Consider the following 20,948-nt stretch of genomic DNA (forward strand, 5'->3'; position numbering starts at 1 on the left):
CCATGACCGGCTATGTTCTGGCGATCGACCAGGGGACGACGTCCTCCCGAGCCATCGTTTACGGCCCCGATGCCCAGCCGATCGCGATCGATCAAAAAGAGATATCACAGTCGTTTCCGAAGTCGGGTTGGGTCGAGCACGACGCCACCGAAATCTGGGATTCTGTTGTTGAGACCTCCCGTACCGCTCTCGCGCGAGCCGGCATCGAGGCGCGCGACGTTGCGGCGATCGGCATCACCAATCAGCGCGAAACCTGCCTCATCTGGGAGCGGTCGACGGGCAAGCCGATCCATCCGGCGATCGTCTGGCAGGATCGCCGCACCTTCGGCGCATGCGAGGTCCTTCGCGCAGACGGGTTTGGCCCGCTGATACAGGAAAAGACCGGCCTTCTGCTCGATCCCTATTTCTCCGCCACCAAGATCGCCTGGATCCTCGACAATGTCGACGGCGCGCGGCGTGCGGCCGAGAATGGCCAGCTGCTGTGCGGCACGATCGACACTTATCTCACCTGGATGCTCACCGGCGGCGCCGTGCACGCGACGGACGCCACCAACGCGTCGCGCACCTCGCTGTTCGATATTCGTCAGAATCGCTGGGACGACGAATTGCTGGGCGCCTTCAGAGTCCCGCGGGCTCTCTTGCCCGAGGTCAAGGATTGTGCCGACGATTTCGGCCAGACGGTTGCCGCCCATTTCGGCGCTCAAATTCCAATCCGGGCGCTCGCGGGCGACCAGCAGGCGGCTCTGCTTGGTCAGGCCTGCCTGAAGCCCGGAATGCTCAAATCGACCTATGGCACGGGCTGCTTCGTGGTCCTGAACACCGGCGATCAGATCGTCAGATCGTCCAATCGTCTGCTGTCGACCATTGGCTATCGCCTCAATGGCAAAACGACTTATGCACTTGAGGGTTCGATCTTCATGGCGGGTGCCGCGGTTCAATGGCTGCGCGACTCCCTGAAGCTCATCAAGGCGGCCGACGAGACGGGCCGTCTCGCGCATCTGGCCGACGAACAGGAAGACGTTTACCTGGTGCCGGCATTCACCGGGCTCGGCGCGCCGCACTGGAATTCGCAAGCCCGTGGCGCGATTTTCGGCCTAACGAGAGGCACGGGGATCGCCGAGCTTTCGCGGGCGACGCTGGAATCCGTCTGCTACCAGACGCGCGATCTCCTCGAGGCGATGGCCTCCGATTACCCGATGGACGTCAGGGGTGCGACCCTGCGCGTCGATGGCGGCCTGTCGGGCAGCGATTGGGCCATGCAGGCGCTGGCCGATTGCCTCGGAAGCGTCATCGAGCGGTCGCAAAGCCAGGAAGCGACAGCTTACGGAGTTGCGGCACTCGCCGGCGCGCAAGCGGGCGTCTGGCCCGATCTTCAGACCTTTGCCGCGAACTGGAAGGCAAAGCGCAGCTTCACCCCCAACCTCAACACTGACGAGCGGGCGCGACGCTATCGGAAATGGCGCGCCGCCGTTGCAAGCACGCTTTCCTATGCGGCAACGGCGTGACGTTACGGGAGACCGACATGGCAGATAAGATCCACGACCTGTTCGTAATCGGCGGCGGCATCAACGGTTGCGGGATCGCGCGCGACGCGGTCGGTCGCGGCTATTCGGTCGCGTTGGCGGAGATGAACGACTTTGCATCCGGCACATCATCGGGTGCCACCAAGCTCATCCATGGGGGCCTGCGTTATCTCGAACATTACGAGTTCCGGCTGGTGCGTGAATCGCTGATGGAGCGCGAAGTGCTCTGGGCGATGGCGCCGCACATCATCTGGCCGATGCGCTTCGTGCTGCCCTACCAGAAAGGCGGCATCCGCCCCGCGTGGCTGATCCGGCTCGGGCTCTTCCTTTACGACCATCTCGGCGGCCGCAAGCTGCTGCCGCCGACGGCGGTACTCGACATGCGCCGCGACGAGGCGGCCAAACCGCTGAAGGCGCTCTTCTCCAAGGCGTTTGAATATTCCGACGGCTGGGTCGACGATGCCCGCCTCGTGGTGCTCAATGCCCGCGACGCCAGCGACAAGGGCGCGCTGATCATGCCGCGCACCAAGGTTGTCTCGGCGCGGCGCGAGAACGGGCTCTGGACGATCGAGACGGTGGATACGGTCTCCGGGATCGCGGCGGTTCACCGCGCACGCATGCTCGTCAATGCGGCCGGTCCCTGGGTCGACCATGTGATCCGCGGCGCCTTCGGCAAGAATGAGGCGCGCAACGTCCGTCTCGTCCAAGGCAGCCATATCGTGGTCAAGAAGAAGTTCGAGGGGCCGCGGGCCTATTTCTTCCAGAACCCCGACAATCGCATCATCTTTGCCATTCCCTATGAGGACGAGTTCACGCTGATCGGCACCACCGATCGCGACTTCAGCGGCGATCCGAAGGACGTCAGGATCTCGCAGGAGGAGACGGAATACCTCTGCAAGGCGGCGAGCGAATATTTCAAGGAGCCGGTCAGGCAGGACGATATCGTCTGGACCTATGCAGGGATCCGCCCGCTTTTCGACGACGGCGCCACCAAGGCGCAGGAGGCAACCCGCGACTATGTGCTGAAGCTTGACGGCTTCGTCGGCAGCGAGGTCAACAGGGCTCCGCTCCTCAACGTCTTCGGCGGCAAGCTCACCACCTACCGGCGTCTGGCAGAGCACGCGTTGGAGAAGATCGGTGAGGCGATCGGCACCAAGGGGGCTCCCTGGACGGCCAAGAGCCATCTGCCGGGCGGCGACTTTCCGGTTCAAGGCTACGAGGCGGAGGTCACCAAGCTTCACAAGGCCTATCCATTCCTCGCCGCTTCGCATGCGCGCCGGCTTGTCCGCCGCTATGGCACAAGAGCATCCGTCCTTCTCGGCACTGCCGGGAAAATCGAGGATCTCGGCCGGTTGTTCGGGTCCGATCTCTACGAAGCCGAAGTGCTCTACCTGATGGCGCACGAATGGGCGCGCACGACGAATGACATTCTCTGGAGACGCTCGAAGAAGGGACTGCATCTCAGCCACAGCGAAGTGGCCCTTCTCGACCAATTCATTTCTGAGATCATCCAGCGGCAGGTTGCCGCGCAGTGAGATTTTTCGGCGGGCCGTAGCGCATCGATCATGCCGGCCGGCCGCCTGACATTTGAGGAGTTTTGATGTCGGACAAGATTTATCCGGTCACCAAACCGGTGGAGAGCCATGCGCTGATCAATAAGGCCGAGTACCAGGAATGGTACGAGGAGAGTGTCGCTAGCCCCGAGCAGTTCTGGGGCAAACACGGCAAGCGCATCGACTGGTTCAAGCCTTACACCCGCGTAAAGGACACCTCTTTTACCGGGGATGTCTCGATCAAATGGTTCGAGGACGGTGAGACCAATGTCTCCTACAACTGCATCGACCGGCACCTCGCAACAAACGGTGATCAGGTCGCCATCATATGGGAAGGTGACGATCCATCGCTCGACAGGAAGGTCACCTACCGCGAGCTTTACGAGCACGTCTGTCGTATGGCGAACGTCTTGAAGAAGCACGGGGTCAAGAAGGGCGATCGTGTCACTATCTACATGCCGATGGTGCCGGAAGCGGCCTATGCGATGCTCGCCTGCGCCCGCATCGGCGCAATCCATTCCGTGGTGTTTGGCGGCTTCAGTCCCGAGGCGCTGGGTGGCCGCATCGTCGATTGTGAATCGACCTTCGTCATCACCTGCGATGAGGGCCTGCGCGGCGGCAAGCCGGTTCCGTTGAAAGCCAATGTCGACAAGGCGATCGACATCGCCGCGCGCGGTCATGTCATGGTCAAGAACGTGCTCGTCATCCGCCGCACCGGCAGCCCGCTCAGTTGGGCGCCGGGCCGCGACCTCTGGCATCACGAGGAAGCAGCCACTGTTTCGGCCGACTGCCCGCCCGAGCCAATGAACGCCGAGGATCCACTGTTCATCCTCTATACTTCAGGCTCGACCGGCAAACCGAAGGGCGTTCTCCACACCACCGGCGGCTATCTCGTCTACGCCTCGATGACCCACGAATATGTCTTCGATTACCAGCACGGCGATATCTACTGGTGCACTGCCGACGTCGGCTGGGTCACGGGACACTCCTATATCGTCTACGGACCGCTCGCCAACTGCGCAACGACGCTGATGTTCGAGGGGATCCCGACATTCCCCGATGCCGGCCGGTTCTGGGATGTGATCGATAAGCACAAGGTCAACATCTTCTATACCGCCCCGACCGCAATCCGTTCGCTGATGGGCGCCGGCGATGATTTCGTCAAACGATCCAGCCGATCCAGCCTGTGGTTGCTTGGCTCGGTCGGCGAGCCGATCAACCCCGAAGCCTGGGAATGGTACTATCACACGGTCGGCGACGGGCGCTGCCCTGTTGTCGATACCTGGTGGCAGACGGAAACCGGCGGCATCATGATCACGCCGCTGCCGGGTGCGACCGACCTGAAGCCAGGCTCGGCCACTCGGCCCTTCTTCGGCATCAGGCCGGAGCTCGTCGATGCCGAAGGCAAGCTCATCGAAGGGGCCGCCGACGGCAATCTCTGCATCGCCGACAGCTGGCCAGGTCAGGCGCGTTCCGTCTATGGCGATCACAAGCGCTTCATCCAGACCTACTTCTCCACCTACGAGGGCAAGTATTTCACCGGCGACGGCTGTCGCCGTGATGCCGACGGCTATTATTGGATCACAGGTCGCGTCGACGACGTCCTCAATGTCTCCGGCCACCGGCTGGGGACGGCGGAAGTCGAGTCCGCCCTGGTTTCGCATCACCTCGTGTCCGAAGCCGCTGTCGTCGGCTATCCACACAACATCAAGGGCCAGGGCATCTATTGCTATGTCACGCTGATGGCGGGCAGCGAAGGGTCCGAGGAGTTGCGCCAGCAGCTGGTCAAGCATGTCCGCGCGGAAATCGGCCCGATCGCGTCGCCTGATAAGATCCAGTTCGCGCCGGGCCTGCCGAAGACCCGCTCGGGAAAGATCATGCGCCGCATTCTGCGCAAGATCGCCGAGGACGATTTCGGGTCGCTCGGCGACACCTCGACGCTTGCCGATCCCGCTGTCGTCGACGATCTGATCGTCAACCGCCAGAACAGGGCCGAGGCGGCCTAGACCGAAGGAAAGGACTATCCCATGAGACTGATCCTGATGGGCCCGCCCGGGTCCGGCAAGGGGACCCAAGCCAAGCGCATCTGCGAAAAGCTCGGCATCCCGCATCTATCGACCGGCGATATCCTCCGGGCCGAGGTCAAGGCGGGAACGCCCCTCGGTTTGGCGGTCGCGGCCACCATGGCAGCCGGCGGGCTCGTTTCCGACGATACCGTCTCGGCGATCGTCGCCAACCGGATTGCCAGTCCGGAAGCTCAGCGCGGATTCGTACTCGACGGGTTTCCGCGCACGATTTCGCAGGCGGCGTCGTTGGATCAATCGCTCGGGGAGCATTCCCTGACTGCTGTCATCGAGCTCGTCGTCCCGGAGGAAGAACTTTACGACCGCATCTGCCGAAGGGCGGCAGAGTCTGCCGGCGCACAACGCGCCGATGACAATGCGGCGACATTGGAACTGCGCCTCAAGGCGTATCGGGCCGAGACCCTTTCGGTGAGCGAGTTCTACAAGGGTCGGTCGCCCTACTTTCAGGTCGACGGCCTCGCCGTTCCCGAGGAAGTGACCGCCCGGATTCTGGAGATCCTGGAGTCGGCCGCGGCCGAATATTCCTGAGACATTACTAATTCGAGATCAATTTTACCGGATATTCATTCACTCAGAATAATTATTATGGGACCTCGTTATCTTGGGTGGAGAATCATGAGCATTCATTTTGACTTCCTGCTGTTGCGCGGACCGATCCGGACTAAAATCTTTTGTCTGCTGACGCCGATACTGATCGGCATCGCAGGCTTGAGCCTCGTCAACTATCTCTCAGGCAACATGCTGAATACCCAGCTCGCGAGCAGTTCGAGCGGGATGGTCACGCTGTCTGCGATCAAACAAGCCCAGGACGGGATGAACTCCTTCCTGCTCGAGGCGACCGAGGCCAAGCGCGATGCGCTGAAGGCGCTGCTCGCAGACCAGAGCGCTAAGATATCGACGAGCCTGTCCTTCGCTCAAGAGCAGGATGAACGGCAGAGCCTGGTTGCCGCCGGGACGATTGCCGAAGAGGTCTCCAGGACGATCGACGGCCTCTGGGACATGCACAGCGACGAGAGGAAACTGCGGGAAGGGATTTCCAGCGATCTCGCAACCCTGTCGGATGTGCAGTCCAAACTGCAGACCTATCTGAACATTCCCGCCGATCAGGCGGCAGCACAAGCGGCGACCGCCGAAACGCTGAACAAGATCAATTCCATGAACTACGAACTTCGGATCGCCGCTTCCGACTTTCTGGGTGGAATGAACGACGATACCCTCAAGAAGGTGAAGGGCCGTCTCAAGGGCCTGGGCTTCTATCTGGGCAAGGTCAAGGAACAGCATGCCGCCAACGGTCCTATCCAGGAACTGGCCAGCAAAGCCATCGACGTGATCGGCGGGACCTCGGAGAGGTTCGACCAGCTCCTCGTCAAGGTCGGAGAACGTGACGCCGCCTTCAAGGCTGCGAGCGCCAGCATGAATGACGCCTGGAACAAGATCCTTCTATTCGCCGACATCCAGCGCGGCCATGCCTCCGCGGCCCAAGACCAGGCGCAAACCATATCCTTAGTGACGACCGTGATCGCCCTGCTCTTCGGCTGCGTCGCCGGCTATCTGCTGCTCAGAACCATCAAGTCTCCGATCGAAGCGCTCACGGCCTCCATGAAGGCGGTTGCATCAGGCAAGCTCGATGAAAAGATCGGCAGCGTCGAAACGCGCGACGAGATCGGCGAGATGGCAAGGGCGCTTGATGTCTTTCGCCACAACGCGCTCGAAAAGATCCGCGTGGAAAATGAGGCGGAACAGTCGAGGTCACTCGCGCGCCAACAGCGCCAGGAAGACGACCTCCGCAAGACCCGCGATGCGGCTGCCATCAGTAACGCTGTCGAGGCGGTTGCATCCGGCCTGCACAAGCTGGCGAGCGGCGATCTGACCGTGACCATCGGCCGTCCCCTCGATGGTGAGCTCGATCAGCTTCGGCAGGACTTCAATGCCTCGATGCTGCACCTGCAGGCGACGATGCGCCAGATCCGCGACAATGTCGAAATGATCCAGGGCAACGGCAACCAGATGGCCGAGGCGGCCGAGGATCTTGCCAAACGGACTGAGCAGCAGGCTGCTTCGCTCGAAGAAACGGCAGCCGCCGTCGACGAGATCACCGTCACGGTTCGCTCGTCGGCGGAACGTGCCAAGGATGCCGACCAGATCGTCCGCCAGGCCAAGCAGAGCGCCGACGATTCAGCCATCGTCGTCAACAATGCGATCGATGCGATGGGCCGGATCGAAGAAGCCTCCCGCCAGATCGAGCAGATCACCGGCGTCATCGACGAGATCGCCTTCCAGACCAATCTGCTGGCGTTGAATGCCGGCGTCGAGGCGGCACGCGCCGGCGATGCGGGCAAAGGCTTTGCCGTCGTTGCCCAGGAGGTGCGTGAACTGGCGCAGCGCTCCGCCAAGGCGGCCAAGGAGATCAAGGTCCTCATCAACAAGTCGACGGCCGAGGTCAATACCGGCTCGCATCTGGTCCAGGAAACCGGTTCGGTCCTTGCGAAGATCAGCTCGCAGATCGTCACGATCAGTCAGCATGTCGAGACGATCGCCCGCGGCAGCCACGATCAGTCGAGTGCGCTGCAGGGGGTCAACTCGACCGTCAATCAGATGGACCAGATGACACAGCACAATGCGGCTATGGTCGAGGAAACGACGGCCGCGAGCCGCGAACTCGCCTCTCAGGCCGACAGCCTGCTGGCCCTGGTTCAGCAATTCAGGATCGAAGGAAATGCACGAGAATTTGGGTTCTCAAACGCCGAGGAGTTGTCGCACCAAAGACCGGCCAGCCAGAGCGCGGCGTGAGGTCGCCACCGAATTACATTGGCCGGACAGAACTGCGTCTGAAGCGGAGTAACGAAATCGGATCTCACTGGATTTACGAGACAGGTTGAAACATCGACATGACAATCACACCGGACATAGAACTTGGCGCTTATCTCCACGAGACGAAAGTCGATCCTGCCCTGGCAAGCTTGGTTGAAAGCATAGCAGCCTCAGCGATCGTTGTTGCCGATCACCTGAAGGAAGCAGCCTTTCAGAACCATATAGGCAGCTCCGGCACGACGAATGTCCAGGGTGAAGATCAGAAGCTCCTCGATGTCCTGGCCGATCGTGTGTTTCGCGAAACATGCGGCGAGGCGGTCTCGCTTGCTGCCTATGTTTCCGAGGAGGCGGAGGAGGTCACGTGGTTGAAACCTCCAGCCGCTGGCGACCTCATCCTTTACGTCGATCCGCTGGACGGCTCATCGAACCTTGAAGTCAACCTTTCCGTCGGTTCGATCTTTGCGGTGAGTCAGGTCCAGGCGGACGGCGACACCAATGTTCTACGCAAGGGGCGAGAGTATCTCTGCGCCGGCTATGCCATCTATGGCCCCTCGACGCTCTTCGTTATCACATTCGGCCTCGGCGTGGTCGGCTTCACGCTGGATCCGTCTGACGGGCAATTCAAACTGACCAACGCGCGCATGCGCGTGCCGACGGAAACGACCGAGTTTGCCGTGAATTCGTCGCGCCAGCGTTTCTGGGATGAGCCGATCCGACGCTATGTCGACGAATGCCTTGCGGGATCGGCAGGGCCGCGCGGACAGGACTTCAACATGCGCTGGACCGCCTCGATGGTGGCCGACGTCCATCGCATTCTGACCCGCGGAGGGGTGTTTCTCTATCCGGCGGACGAGTCCAATCGCCGCGCCGGCGGCAAGCTGCGCCTGATGTATGAAGCCAATCCCATGGCGTTCCTCGTCGAGGCGGCCGGCGGTGCAGCATCCACCGGAACCGAAGACATCCTTCGCATCCAACCACAGGCTCATCATCAGCGCGTGTCGGTGTTGCTCGGCTCGAGCAACGAAATCCAACGCCTGGTGCAATTTCACCAAATCCATCACTCGCAAGAGGAGATCGGCTCTTAAATGGCTCTCGTCACCCTTCGTCAATTGCTCGACCACGCCGCCGAGAACGGCTACGCCATCCCGGCTTTCAACGTGAACAACATGGAGCAGATGCTCGCCATCATGAAGGCTGCTGATCGTACCGACAGCCCGGTCATCATGCAGGCAAGCCGCGGCGCCCGAGCTTTTGCAGGCGACGCGACGCTGTCGCATCTGATCCGTGCGGCGATCGAGATGTATCCGCATATCCCGGTGTGCATGCATCAGGACCACGGCAATTCGGCGTCGACCTGCATGTCGGCAATTCTTGCCGGCTTCTCCTCGGTGATGATGGACGGTTCCCTCTCTGAAGATGGGCGCACGCCTCTCAGCTTCGAAAATAATGTCGCCGTCACGGCCAAGGTTTCGGAGATGGCGCATCTGGTCGGCGTCTCCGTCGAAGGAGAAATCGGCCATCTCGGCTCGTTGGAAAGCGGCCGCGGCGAAGCAGAAGATGGGCACGGCTTTGACGGCGAGCTCAGCCGCGACATGCTTTTGACCGATCCGGAAGAGGCTGCCGAGTTCGTGCGCTTGACGAAGGTGGATGCGCTCGCCATCGCCATCGGCACGTCTCATGGCGCTTACAAATTCTCCCGGAAGCCGGACGGCGACATCCTTTCCATCAAGCGCCTGAAGGAGATCCACGCCCGCCTGCCCGATACCCATCTCGTCATGCATGGGTCGTCGTCCGTGCCCCAGGAATTGCAGGAACTGATCAACGCGCATGGCGGCGAGGTCAAACCGACCTATGGTGTTCCGGTCGAGGAAATCCAGGAAGGCATCCGCCACGGCGTTCGCAAGGTGAATGTCGACACCGACCTTCGATTGGCGTTCACGGGGGCGATCCGCCGCGTCTTTGCCCTTCATCCCGGGGAGTTCGATCCACGCAAATACCTCGCCCCGGGCATCGAGGCGATGGCAGCGGTCTGCGGCGACCGATACGAGCAGTTCGGCGCCGCCGGACATGCCTCCGCCATCAAGCCCTTGCCGCTTGCCGAGATGGCGAAGCGATATAGCCACTAACCGGGGGCAAGAACTTGAGTAACACTCCCCGCCGGCTCATCGTCGGCAACTGGAAAATGAACGGGCTTACGGCCGATCTCGCCGAGATCGAAAAGGTCGCCTGGAACATCGGCGAGCTGAATGCGGATGTGGCTATATGTCCTCCGGCAACGCTCCTGCAATCCGCCGTGAGGATAATCGCCGGAAGCCGGCTTCTTCTCGGTGCCCAGGATTGCAGCGCTCAGGAAGCTGGCGCCCATACCGGCGACATATCCGCCAGGATGATCGCCGATTCCCGCGCCCGCGTCGTCATACTCGGTCATTCCGAGAGGCGGCAATATCAGGGCGAGACGGACGCGATGGTCAGGCGCAAGGCCGAGATTGCGGTGAGCGCCGGCTTGATGCCAGTAATTTGCGTCGGTGAGACAGAAGCGGAGCATCTCCGCCAGGAGACGCTTACTGTCCTCAAAAACCAGCTGCAGGGTTGCCTGCCCGCCGAAATGAACGAGCTCGCCTTGGTCATAGCTTATGAGCCGGTCTGGTCGATTGGGACCGGTCGGCTGCCCGAACAAAGCGAAATTCTCGCCGCCCATGCCTGCATCCGATCCAGTCTGATCGATGCCTATGGATCGATCGGTGCACAGCTCAGGATCCTCTATGGTGGATCCGTCAAACCTGAGAATTCGGCCGAGATTCTTGCTCTTGAAAATGTCGACGGTGTTCTGGTCGGCGGCGCCAGTCTGCGCGCGGAAAGCTTTCTTCGGATCTGCGAGGCAACCGGGAGGTAGGTCACCAGTCGTTCCGCTGCGGAAGTCAGGGGCAAACCCATCGGGCGGATCGTTCGCCCTGTTGCTCGAGGATGAAAATAAACACCAACGAAAGCAGGTTGGTCATGGAACATTGGATGCTTTCGCCCATCGAAAAGACCTGCCTTCGATGGGTGTCGATGGGAAAGACTGTTGATGAAATCGCCCTGCTCCAAGGCAGAAGCGTCATTGAAATCGAAAGCTATCTCGAGCAAGCGCTTGCTGCACTCGAGGCGAGTTCGATGCAGGAGGCTCTCGAGAAGGCAAGCCTTTCGGAGCCCGACTGATGTTGGCCGCAGGGCGGCGAGCAGCAAACCCACGACCTTTCAACGACAGGGATGGCGATGAAATGACCAATCATGTGAACAATCAGAGCAAGGCCAAAGCGCCGAGCCCGATCGATGTCGAGGTGGGAGCAAGCGTGCGCGGAATGAGCCAAAGCACACTCGCCGAGGCTTTGGGCGTGACGTTCCAGCAAGTCCAGAAATACGAGAAGGGCACGAACCGCGTCGGCGCGAGCCGTTTGCTCAATGTCGCCACTCTGCTCGGTGTGCCGGTGTCGTATTTCTTCGACAGCCAGAGCCGTGATGGAAAACCCGATGGGCTGACAGGCACCGGCGCCGAGATGGAGCTCAGCGCCTTCCTCGATACCGACGAGGGGCGAGACCTCAACGTCGCCTTCGCCAGGATAGCAAGGCCGGCACTGCGCCGTCAGGTCCTATCCCTCGTCAAGGCCATGGCCGCGACGGATGTAAAGGGTTCCCGCGGGAACGCCTAGTTTGGTGCCGCTCCGGTTATGCGGCGAAACTCAACTCCTGGAGATGCCCATTGCAGCATGCTGCACTCCGACATGGCAACATCGCGCAGGCCGGCCCGGTTGGTCAGCTGGATCGCGATCACGTGTCTTGCGTCGGGGACAGCCATTACATCGTCGGCCGGTTCCACGCCTGGAAAGGAAAGTGCCATTCAGCCCTGAAGCTGGCGTTCGATGGCGCGCCAGACGCTTATTTGCTTTACCTGCCCCTATCCACCACGCCTGGGACACGTTCGGGGGCACTGCGCCTTTCGACGGCACAGGCAGTTGGTTTTCTGGAGGATCTCGCTCAGTTCGATGAGCTGACCCCTCATGAACATTCCAGCTATATCGGCCTCTCCTTCGCAAAGTCGGCGATGGTGCAACAGGTCAGTGAACTCTTGGATGGGCCTGTCACGGCAGACCTTCATTTCGACCGCATCGTCGATCTGACCACCGAGAAGGGTCTGCGGCTGGCCGCACTCGGCCATCTCGTATGGAGCTGTCTTAATCTTTCCGACGCGGATCGATTGGCGCCGGCTGCCATCGAGCGGCTGTTTGAGTCGACGATGATCGCACTTCTGGAGGTTGTTCCCAATAGCTACATGCCGCGGCTCGAGCGGCCGGTCTCGCCGGCGGTGCCCCGGCAGGTGAAACGGGCGATCGAGTATATGCATGCCAACCTGTCGCAACCTCTCACTGTTGCGTCGATAGCCAGCGAGACCGGTACGAGCGTCAGAGCATTGCAGGTCGCCTTCCAGCGGTTCAAGGGCACAACGCCTTTGGGCTATCTCAAAACGATCCGCCTCGAAGCAGCGCGCCGAGCGCTGGTCGACGATACCGGCTCGCGGTCGATCGCCGACGCGGCACGCAGTGCAGGGTTCACCCATATGGGGCGGTTTGCGGCCGTCTACTATCAGGCTTTTGGCGAAACGCCGTCGGAAACGATCCGGACGAGATAGATTGCCAGTCAACGGCAATGTCGAAAGCGGAAACCATCTTCGTGTTGCGGAAGTCAGCCGCGAAACTGGCATGGTATGAAATGCGTGCGCGAACCGTTCATCTCCCCCGGAAGCAGCCCAATCCCGCTCTTTTGTGATGGCGTCCTGGCCCGGCGCCGGATCTTCCACGATCAACCCGTTAAGGGTCCGCTAGCAAGCTGCGGCCGCTTCGGCTTCGCCTCGCGGTGATCGCGCCCGTCGCCGGGCCTTTTGAGGAGCCATCGAGCGGGATTGGCCCGCTCCCGCAGGAGCCTCTTATATGTCGCACGATCTTTCCCTCGCTCAGTCCCACGCCTTCCAGCTTTCCCGCGACCTGATGGTCCCGGTCACCGTCTTCGAAGTCGACGGCGAATATGGCGTCCTCCCTTCTGACGAGATCGACGCCGGTGACGCCCTTGAGATCGTCAATGAGTTCTTCCCCTGGCCGGCTCATTGAGCCGGCCGCCAGTGCCTTCGGCGTGCCGCTTGCGCGCGGCAGGCCGCAAGGGAGGCTGCGCCGCGGCCGGGTATTGCATGATCCGACAATTGTCAGCCGCGCCCTTGCGGCCTTTGCTCTTCGCGGCGGGTGGAGCGCGCCTGCGAAGCGACGGGCAAGAAAGGCAATGAGGAAAAGCATGGACAGAAAGGAAATAGAGGCGCTGCGCGACCAGGTGAGCTGCGCGGCTGTTCTTGAGCAGGCGGGCTTCGCCATCGATCTAAAGGAGAGTACCCGGCGGGCGGTGAAGTTCCGCCGGTCGGGCGAAATTATCATCGTCACCCATGACGGTCGCGGATGGTTCGATCCGCTCGGCGATGCGAAAGGCGATGTGTTCGGACTTGTCGAACATCTCGATCATGTTGGCTTTCTCGAAGGCGCCGGAAGGGTCGCCGGCCTTGTTGGTTTTGCGATCACGGAGCCGGAATGGCAGGCGCCGAGGCCTGACCGAGACCTCGATCTTTCTTTACCCGAGCGTTGGCAGGCACGCCGCCGGCCGTGGCCCAGCTCGTCGACATGGGCTTATCTGAACGGTGAGCGCTTCCTTCCTGCCACTCTGCTCCGAGCCACGATCGGGCAAGACCGTCTGCGGGAAGGCCCGCAAGGCAGCATGTGGGCAGCGCACACCGACAATGCCGGAGTTGTGACCGGCTGGGAGGCGCGCGGTCCTGAATATCGGGGATTTGCCTCCGGTGGAACGAAGGTCCTCTTCCGTCTGGGACCGGACCCAGCGTTGCGCCTGGCCGTGACGGAAGCTGCGATCGACGCCATGAGCCTTGCCGCCATCGAGGGGCTGCGCGATGGAACCGTGTATCTCAGTACCGGGGGCGGATGGTCGCCGTCGACGGAGGCGGCGCTTCGGCAGATGGCCTCGCGAGCAGATAGTCTCCTCGTCGCCGCGACAGACGGCAATCCGCAAGGAGAGATGTTTGCCGAGCGCTTGCGGGCGCTCGCGGATACCGTCGGCTGCGACTGGTCGCGGCTCCGCCCGCCCGAGGAGGATTGGAACGAAACCCTGAAAATCAGGGAGAAAGAAAAGAGGGAAAGGAAGGAAGGCGGCGTGCCGCATTCGCGCCGCCCGCGTCAAGGGAAGCTTCGCCCGGGCGAGCCGGCCCTTGACCCGGCCGGTCGCGATGCCGGCGGCCCGGGAGGTGTCATGAAGGACTGAAGAGGATGGCAAGGTCGGAAGGACAGTGCCGCACTTCGGTCCGGAACCATCTCCAAGGAGCCGCAGATGTATCCCTCTCCCGCAATCCGCAAGGTCTTCCACGGCGTTGCCTCACGCCAGCAAATGTTCCGGATGTTCGATCGGCACGCTCAACGTCCGAACCGTTGGGACGGTGACGCCTCGCTCCTCTATTCCGGCGAATGGTTCGAGATCGCCGAGACCGAGCACGACTATATGTTCGAGATCCTGCCACCGCTCTGGATCCGCGGGTCGATGTTCGCCATGCGCGAGTATCTGACGGGTTCGGTGACATCAGTGTTCTTCGCATTGCGCATCGATGGTGTCATCCGACATTTCCACGGCTATTGCGATCTATCGGACAAAGGCGCCGTCGAGCGCATGCGCGTGGCAATCATCGAGCGTGAGAGCCGGCCGGTGCGCGCCATGACGCGCGAGGAACGCCTGGAGCATATCTGGAGCATCACGGCGGACGACTATCGTGGCTATGCCGGCGATCGCTGGGACGAAGCTGCGCGCGGCAAGCGCACGATCATGCTCTACGGCGGCGCAGTGGGCAGCACTCTGAAACTGCTCGACGAGCTGACCGACGACGAGATCGCGGCGAAGCTGCCGGTGCAGCTGCGCCACCTCCCCTCGCCGATTGCCGCATGAGGGAGGCACACTATGCTTTCCTTCCCGCTTACATCCGTCCGCGAGGTCGTCGCCCGCAGTCGTGCCGACGCCGAAGCCAATGGCGGCTTTCGTAACCCCTACTACGGCCTGCGCCCTGGCAAGGACGAGAAGCCCGGCCTCTGGCTCGTCGGCGACCAAGGAGTCTACCTCCTGTCGAACGGCAAGCTGCCCGATGGCGCCAAGCCTTTGGTCGTTTATGCCGAGGAATGCGATCCCCGCACCAATGACGACTGGTTCGCAGTCAAACGCCGGACATTCGGCGGCGATGACGGAGTCGATTTCGTCGATGCGGAACAGCTCGAAGCGATGATGGCGGCCGCGCCGGAGGCGACGCACCTGCGTATCGCATTCCTTCAGGACTCGATGCAGCTCTTCCTGGTCGCGAAGCCCTAGGCAATTCGCGACCAGTCCGGCCCGTTTGGCCACCTATCCCAAACCCTTGAGCTCCCTTTAATCCCCGCAAGTGCTTCCCGCGGGGTGATGACGCTCGCCATTTTCCGAGGAAACCTCCATGAGCAACGATCCCTTCACTCTCGACATGTTCGGCAGCAGCGCGCTGTCATCAGGCCTCGGCCTGGGCGTCACACCGTTCGGCGGCTTCGATACGGTCGCGGCCAACGACGATGACCCGGAACCGACGCCGCCCTCTCCCTCCCCGGCCTTGCCGGCCGCGGCGATAGAACGTCCGGCGCCCCGGCGCCAGGGCAACCGGTGCAACTTCTACCTCGACGATGCGGATCGGGGCTTGGCCGGATCCTGGAAGGATCGCGCTCGCGCCAATGTTGCGGCGATCCTGATCGCGAACAACATCGAGAAGCAGGATCGGCCAGCCAACGCGAAGGAGCAGGCGCAACTCATCCGCTTCACCGGCTTCGGCGCCAGCGAACTGGCGAACGGTATGTTCCGCCGCCCCGGCGAAGTCGATTTCCGGGCCGGGTGGGGCGAGCTCGGTGGCTCGCTCGAAAGTGCCGTTTCAGATGCCGACTACGCGTCGCTCGCCCGCTGCACGCAATATGCCCATTTCACGCCGGAGTTCATCATCCGGGCAATCTGGTCGGGCTTGCAGCGCCTGGGCTGGTGTGGCGGCCGCATGCTCGAGCCGGGTATCGGTACGGGCCTGTTTCCGGCTCTGATGCCGGCGGCCTTTCGCGACAGGACCTTCGTCACCGGCGTCGAACTCGATCCCGTCACGGCCCGGATCGTCAAGCTGCTGCAGCCTAAGGCCCGCATCATCAATGGCGATTTTGCGCGCGCCGATCTGGCGCCGATCTACGATCTCGCCATTGGCAATCCACCCTTCTCCGATCGCACCGTCCGGTCTGACCGGACCTATCGCTCACTCGGTCTCAGGCTGCACGACTACTTCATCACCCGTTCGATCGACCTGCTGAAGCCCGGCGCGCTCGCCGCGTTCGTCACCAGTTCCGGCACGATGGACAAGGCCGACGCGACCGCGCGTGAGTACATCGCCAAAACCGCCGACCTGATTGCCGCGATCCGATTGCCGGAGGGGAGTTTCCGCCGCGATGCTGGCACGGATGTCGTGGTCGACCTTCTGTTCTTCCGCAAGCGCAAGGTCGGCGAACCGACAAGCGATCTGTCATGGCTCGATCTCGAGGAGGTGCGGCCCGAAAGCCAAGACGAGGGCGCAGTTCGCGTGAACCGCTGGTTTGCAGAGCATCCTAATTTCGTCCTCGGCGATCATGCCCTGACCTCCGGACCGTTCGGCGAGACCTATACATGCCAGCCACGCGCTGGCGAGGACCTGCAGGCGGCTCTAAAGAACGTCGTTCGCCTGCTGCCTGAAGGCCGCTATGACGGTGAGCCGACCGCAATCGACGTCGACCTCGAGGACGAGCTCGGCGAGATCATCGATCTTCGCCCCGGTGACGCCAAGGTCCGTGAGGGTAGCTTCTTCATCGATAACAGGCACGGCCTGATGCAGATGGTGGACGGCGCACCCGTGGAGGTCAAAGTCCGCAAGGGGCGCACCGGGGACGGCATCCCGGAAAAGCACGTCGGGATCATCAAGAAGCTGATCCCAATCCGCGACGCGGTGCGTGAGGTGCTGAGGGCCCAGGAGCAGGATCGGCCGTGGCGTGATCTGCAGGTTCGCTTGCGCATCGCCTGGTCGAGCTTCGTGCGTGATTTCGGTCCGATCAACCACACCACCGTCTCGATCAGCGAGGACGAGGAATCCGGCGAGGTGCGCGAAACGCACCGCCGTCCAAACCTGCAGCCTTTCCTCGACGATCCCGATTGCTGGCTGGTCGCCTCGATCGAGGACTACGACCTCGACACCGATACCGCAAAACCGCGCCCGATCTTTTCCGAACGGGTCATCGCGCCGCCTGCGCCGCCCGAAATCACCAGTGCGGCGGATGCGTTGGCCGTGGTGCTCAACGAACGTGGCCGCGTCGATGTCGAGCATATCGCCGAACTGCTGCACAGACATGCCGATGCCGTCGTCGACGAGCTCGGCGATGCGATTTTCCAGGATCCCGCCGATGGCTCCTGGCAGACGTCGGATGCCTACCTCTCCGGTGCGGTCCGCACCAAGCTTGGTGTCGCCGAAGCTGCCGCGGCACTCGATCCAGCCTACGAGCGTAACGTCCGCGCGCTTCAGGCAGTCCAACCCGCCGATCTTCGCCCGTCCGACATCACCGCACGTCTCGGTGCGCCCTGGATTCCGGCCAGCGACGTCGTCGCCTTCGTGAAGGAGATGATGGGTGCCGAGATCAGGATCCACCATATGCCGGAATTGGGCAGCTGGACGGTGGAAGCACGGCAGCTTGGCTACTGCGCCGCCGGCACATCGGAGTGGGGCACCAGCCGCCGTGATGCCGGCGAGTTGCTCGGCGACGCGCTGAACAGCCGTGTTCCCCAGATTTTCGATATCTACAAGGATGCCGGTGGCGAGCGGAGGGTCCTGAACGTCGTCGATACCGAGGCGGCGCGCGACAAGCTGCAGAAAATCAAGGAAGCCTTCCAAAACTGGGTTTGGACCGATCCGGATCGCACCGACCGGCTGGCGCGGGTCTATAACGACCGGTTCAACAACATCGCGCCTCGAAAATTCGACGGATCGCATCTGAAACTTCCCGGCGCCTCTGGCGCCTTTGTTCTTTATGGGCACCAGAAACGCGGCATCTGGCGGATCATCTCCTCCGGATCGACCTATCTCGCCCACGCCGTCGGCGCGGGCAAGACGATGACGATGGCGGCCGCGATCATGGAACAACGACGTCTCGGCCTGATCGCCAAGGCGATGCTGGTCGTCCCTGGTCATTGCCTGGCGCAGGCGGCGCGGGAATTTCTGGCACTCTATCCCAATGCCCGGATCCTCGTCGCCGACGAGACCAACTTCACCAAGGACAAACGGCTTCGCTTTTTGAGCCGGGCAGCGACCGCGACCTGGGATGCGATCATTATCACGCACTCGGCCTTCAGGTTCATCGCCGTGCCGTCCGCCTTCGAACAACAGATGATCCACGATGAGTTGGAGCTCTACGAGGATCTGCTGACCAAGGTGGACAGCGAGGACCGCGTGTCGCGCAAGCGCCTCGAGCGACTGAAGGAAAGCTTGCAGGAACGGCTGGAAGGGCTCGCGACCCGCAAGGACGATCTGCTCACAATCTCCGAGATCGGTGTCGACCAGATCATCGTCGACGAGGCGCAAGAGTTCCGCAAGCTTTCCTTCGCGACCAACATGTCGACGCTGAAGGGTATCGACCCGAACGGCTCGCAGCGCGCCTGGGACCTCTATGTGAAGTCCCGGTTCCTCGAAACGAAGAACCCGGGCCGCGCGCTGGTGCTCGCCTCCGGCACGCCGATCACCAACACACTCGGTGAGATGTTCTCGATCCAGCGCCTGCTCGGCCACGAGGCTCTCGCCGAGCGCGGCTTACACGAATTCGATGCCTGGGCGTCCTGCTTCGGCGATACGACGACCGAGCTGGAGATCCAGCCGTCCGGCAAATACAAGCCGGTCAGCCGCTTCGCGAGCTTCGTCAATGTGCCCGAACTGATCGCCATGTTCCGGGCTTTCGCCGACGTCGTCATGCCGGCGGATCTCCGCGAATACGTCAAGGTGCCTGATATCTCCACCGGCCGACGGCAGATCCTGACCGTCAAGCCGACGCCGGCGTTCAAGGCCTATCAGCAGATCCTCGATGCCCGCATCAAGGCGATCGAGATGCGCGAGGGACCGGCTGAGCCCGGCGACGATATCCTGCTCTCGGTCATTACCGACGGTCGCCATGCGGCGATCGATCTCCGCCTCGTGATACCGGCCAACGACAATGAGGAGGACAACAAGCTCAACCTCCTCGTCCGCAATGCCTTCCGCATCTGGCAAGAGACGAGCGACGATACCTACGTCCGGCCGGACGGCAAACCCTTTGACCTGCCCGGCGCCGCGCAGATGATCTTCAGCGATCTCGGCACGATCAACGTCGAGAAGACCCGCGGCTTTTCCGCCTACCGCTGGATTCGCGACGAGTTTGTGCGGCTGGGCGTTCCCCCGTCCGAAATCGCCTTCATGCAGGACTACAAGAAGACCGAGGCCAAGCAACGGCTCTTCGCCGACGTGCGCGCCGGCCGAATTCGGTTCCTGATCGGATCGTCGGAGACGATGGGAACGGGCGTGAACGCTCAAGCGCGGCTGAAAGCGCTGCATCACCTCGATGTGCCGTGGCTGCCGTCGCACATCGAGCAGCGCGAAGGCCGCATCGTCCGGCAGGGTAATCAGCACGATGTCGTCGACATTTTCGCCTATGCGACCGAGGGCAGCCTCGACGCTTCCATGTGGCAGAACAACGAGCGCAAGGCCCGCTTCATCGCCGCCGCGCTCAGCGGAGATACTTCGATCCGCCGGCTCGAAGACTTCGGTGAAGGGCAGGCGAACCAGTTCGCCATGGCCAAGGCAATCGCCTCCGGCGACGAGCGGCTGATGCAGAAAGCGGGTCTCGAAGCCGATATCGCGCGACTGGAACGGTTGCGCGCCGCCCATGACGATGACCAGTATGCGGTGCGCCGGCAGATGCGCGATGCCGAGCGTGACATCGAGACGTCGACCCGCCGCATCGGCGAGATCGGCCAGGATATCGGTCGGCTCGTTCCGACCGCCGGCGATGCCTTCGCGATGACCGTGCTGGGCAAGCTTCACCATGAGCGCAAGGAAGCCGGTCGCGCGCTGATGAAGGAGGTTCTCACGCTCCTCCAGCTCCAACAGGAGGGCGAGGTTCACCTCGCATCTATCGGCGGTTTCGATCTTGTCTATGAGGGAGAGCGCTTCGGAAAGGGCGACGGCTATCGCTACGCCACCACGCTCCAGCGCACAGGCGCCGCCTACGAGATTGACCTTGCGGTCACAGTGACACCGCTCGGCGCCATCTCCCGCCTCGAGCATGCGCTCGACGGGTTCGAGGAGGAACGCGAGCGTTATCGCCATCGCCTCGATGATGCGCACCGGCGGCTCGTCTCCTATCGCTCGCGCGAAGGCGGCACTTTCGCCTTCGCCGACGAACTTGCCGAAAAGCGCCGACAGCTTCGTGACGTCGAGGACGCTCTTGCCGCCGCGTCAGTTCAGAACGACGCCGCCTCGGCGGAGTCTGCTTGAATGGAATCGCGGTTTTGATGCGACGCAGCATTTGCATAGCTGCATTGCACAATATTTGCTTTCCTTCCGACCGAAATTTGAGCATAGTGCTCACAGCTGATGCACATGGCGGTTTTCCTCCCAGTGCCGCCGCAGCAGCTGTTCCCCTCTGGAGGTTTAAATTACCTTCATACCTATAGGGCCCGAGTTTTCTCGTGGCCCTCTTTTTTTGTCCTGATTTCCGTTCATCGAAGCGACCCCTACGACGGTCATCCTCGTCGCGGTTTTCCCCCGCTCAGGTAATCACCTCGACGCGCTCCATCTTTTCGATCAGCCG

General features: G+C 61.9%; 15 protein-coding genes and 1 pseudogene. All 16 read left to right on the plus strand.

Features of this window, described 5'->3' with window-relative positions:
• Positions 1–2 precede the first annotated feature (2 nt).
• A complete protein-coding gene (glpK, locus tag EXN68_RS24945) occupies positions 3–1,505 on the plus strand; it encodes a glycerol kinase GlpK (RefSeq protein ID WP_012475962.1) in 1,503 nt (500 codons plus the stop codon).
• 17 nt (positions 1,506–1,522) lie between these two features.
• A complete protein-coding gene (gene glpD / locus EXN68_RS24950; protein WP_077768140.1) occupies positions 1,523–3,058 on the plus strand; it encodes a glycerol-3-phosphate dehydrogenase in 1,536 nt (511 codons plus the stop codon).
• 65 nt (positions 3,059–3,123) lie between these two features.
• Positions 3,124–5,082: an acetate--CoA ligase gene (gene acs, locus EXN68_RS24955; protein ID WP_077768139.1), complete on the plus strand. Its 1,959-nt coding sequence runs from the start codon at positions 3,124–3,126 to the stop codon at positions 5,080–5,082.
• Positions 5,083–5,103: 21 nt separating this feature from the next.
• Positions 5,104–5,688, plus strand: coding sequence for an adenylate kinase (locus EXN68_RS24960; protein ID WP_012475965.1), 585 nt, complete (start codon positions 5,104–5,106; stop codon positions 5,686–5,688).
• 885 nt (positions 5,689–6,573) lie between these two features.
• Positions 6,574–7,950 (plus strand): annotated as a pseudogene (locus EXN68_RS28215) (methyl-accepting chemotaxis protein); the annotation flags it as partial.
• 98 nt (positions 7,951–8,048) lie between these two features.
• Complete coding sequence (locus EXN68_RS24970) at positions 8,049–9,056, plus strand: class 1 fructose-bisphosphatase (RefSeq protein ID WP_012475967.1); 1,008 nt, start codon at positions 8,049–8,051, stop codon at positions 9,054–9,056.
• Positions 9,057–10,097 carry a class II fructose-bisphosphate aldolase gene (fba, locus tag EXN68_RS24975; protein ID WP_012475968.1) on the plus strand — a complete coding sequence of 347 codons (1,041 nt, stop codon included), beginning with the start codon at positions 9,057–9,059 and terminating at the stop codon, positions 10,095–10,097.
• 14 nt (positions 10,098–10,111) lie between these two features.
• Entirely contained in the window at positions 10,112–10,864 is a 753-nt protein-coding gene (gene tpiA, locus EXN68_RS24980) for a triose-phosphate isomerase (protein WP_077768138.1), read from the plus strand.
• Between the two features lie 104 nt (positions 10,865–10,968).
• Positions 10,969–11,169 (plus strand): helix-turn-helix transcriptional regulator, encoded by a 201-nt coding sequence (locus EXN68_RS24985; RefSeq protein WP_077768137.1) that lies wholly within the window; start codon positions 10,969–10,971, stop codon positions 11,167–11,169.
• 62 nt (positions 11,170–11,231) lie between these two features.
• On the plus strand, positions 11,232–11,660 hold the full coding sequence (locus EXN68_RS24990) for a helix-turn-helix domain-containing protein (RefSeq protein ID WP_077768182.1): 429 nt from the start codon (positions 11,232–11,234) through the stop codon (positions 11,658–11,660).
• A gap of 50 nt (positions 11,661–11,710) precedes the next feature.
• On the plus strand, positions 11,711–12,637 hold the full coding sequence (locus EXN68_RS24995; protein WP_077768136.1) for a helix-turn-helix transcriptional regulator: 927 nt from the start codon (positions 11,711–11,713) through the stop codon (positions 12,635–12,637).
• 298 nt (positions 12,638–12,935) lie between these two features.
• Positions 12,936–13,112 (plus strand): hypothetical protein, encoded by a 177-nt coding sequence (locus EXN68_RS27750; protein WP_162854299.1) that lies wholly within the window; start codon positions 12,936–12,938, stop codon positions 13,110–13,112.
• Positions 13,113–13,290: 178 nt separating this feature from the next.
• A complete protein-coding gene (locus EXN68_RS25000; protein WP_077768135.1) occupies positions 13,291–14,319 on the plus strand; it encodes a DUF3991 and toprim domain-containing protein in 1,029 nt (342 codons plus the stop codon).
• A 66-nt stretch (positions 14,320–14,385) separates the two neighbouring features.
• Complete coding sequence (locus EXN68_RS25005; protein ID WP_012475973.1) at positions 14,386–14,991, plus strand: DUF1419 domain-containing protein; 606 nt, start codon at positions 14,386–14,388, stop codon at positions 14,989–14,991.
• A gap of 12 nt (positions 14,992–15,003) precedes the next feature.
• A complete protein-coding gene (locus tag EXN68_RS25010) occupies positions 15,004–15,405 on the plus strand; it encodes a DUF3085 domain-containing protein (protein ID WP_012475974.1) in 402 nt (133 codons plus the stop codon).
• A gap of 118 nt (positions 15,406–15,523) precedes the next feature.
• Positions 15,524–20,632 (plus strand): DEAD/DEAH box helicase family protein, encoded by a 5,109-nt coding sequence (locus EXN68_RS25015; RefSeq protein ID WP_012475975.1) that lies wholly within the window; start codon positions 15,524–15,526, stop codon positions 20,630–20,632.
• The last annotated feature ends 316 nt before the right edge of the window (positions 20,633–20,948 follow it).

The sequence above is a fragment of the Martinezella rhizogenes genome (assembly GCF_007002745.1).
In the GTDB taxonomy this organism is placed as follows: Bacteria; Pseudomonadota; Alphaproteobacteria; order Rhizobiales; family Rhizobiaceae; genus Agrobacterium; species Agrobacterium cucumeris.

Excerpts from the sequence above, each read along its gene's own strand:
- EXN68_RS25005 (WP_012475973.1), top strand. The coding sequence starts at position 14,386 with ATGTATCCCTCTCCCGCAATCCGCAAGGTCTTCCACGGCGTTGCCTCA.
- acs (WP_077768139.1), top strand. The coding sequence starts at position 3,124 with ATGTCGGACAAGATTTATCCGGTCACCAAACCGGTGGAGAGCCATGCG.
- glpK (WP_012475962.1), top strand. The coding sequence starts at position 3 with ATGACCGGCTATGTTCTGGCGATCGACCAGGGGACGACGTCCTCCCGA.
- EXN68_RS24970 (WP_012475967.1), top strand. The coding sequence starts at position 8,049 with ATGACAATCACACCGGACATAGAACTTGGCGCTTATCTCCACGAGACG.
- EXN68_RS25000 (WP_077768135.1), top strand. The coding sequence starts at position 13,291 with ATGGACAGAAAGGAAATAGAGGCGCTGCGCGACCAGGTGAGCTGCGCG.
- EXN68_RS24985 (WP_077768137.1), top strand. The coding sequence starts at position 10,969 with ATGGAACATTGGATGCTTTCGCCCATCGAAAAGACCTGCCTTCGATGG.
- EXN68_RS27750 (WP_162854299.1), top strand. The coding sequence starts at position 12,936 with ATGTCGCACGATCTTTCCCTCGCTCAGTCCCACGCCTTCCAGCTTTCC.
- fba (WP_012475968.1), top strand. The coding sequence starts at position 9,057 with ATGGCTCTCGTCACCCTTCGTCAATTGCTCGACCACGCCGCCGAGAAC.
- glpD (WP_077768140.1), top strand. The coding sequence starts at position 1,523 with ATGGCAGATAAGATCCACGACCTGTTCGTAATCGGCGGCGGCATCAAC.
- EXN68_RS24960 (WP_012475965.1), top strand. The coding sequence starts at position 5,104 with ATGAGACTGATCCTGATGGGCCCGCCCGGGTCCGGCAAGGGGACCCAA.
- EXN68_RS25010 (WP_012475974.1), top strand. The coding sequence starts at position 15,004 with ATGCTTTCCTTCCCGCTTACATCCGTCCGCGAGGTCGTCGCCCGCAGT.
- EXN68_RS24990 (WP_077768182.1), top strand. The coding sequence starts at position 11,232 with ATGACCAATCATGTGAACAATCAGAGCAAGGCCAAAGCGCCGAGCCCG.
- EXN68_RS25015 (WP_012475975.1), top strand. The coding sequence starts at position 15,524 with ATGAGCAACGATCCCTTCACTCTCGACATGTTCGGCAGCAGCGCGCTG.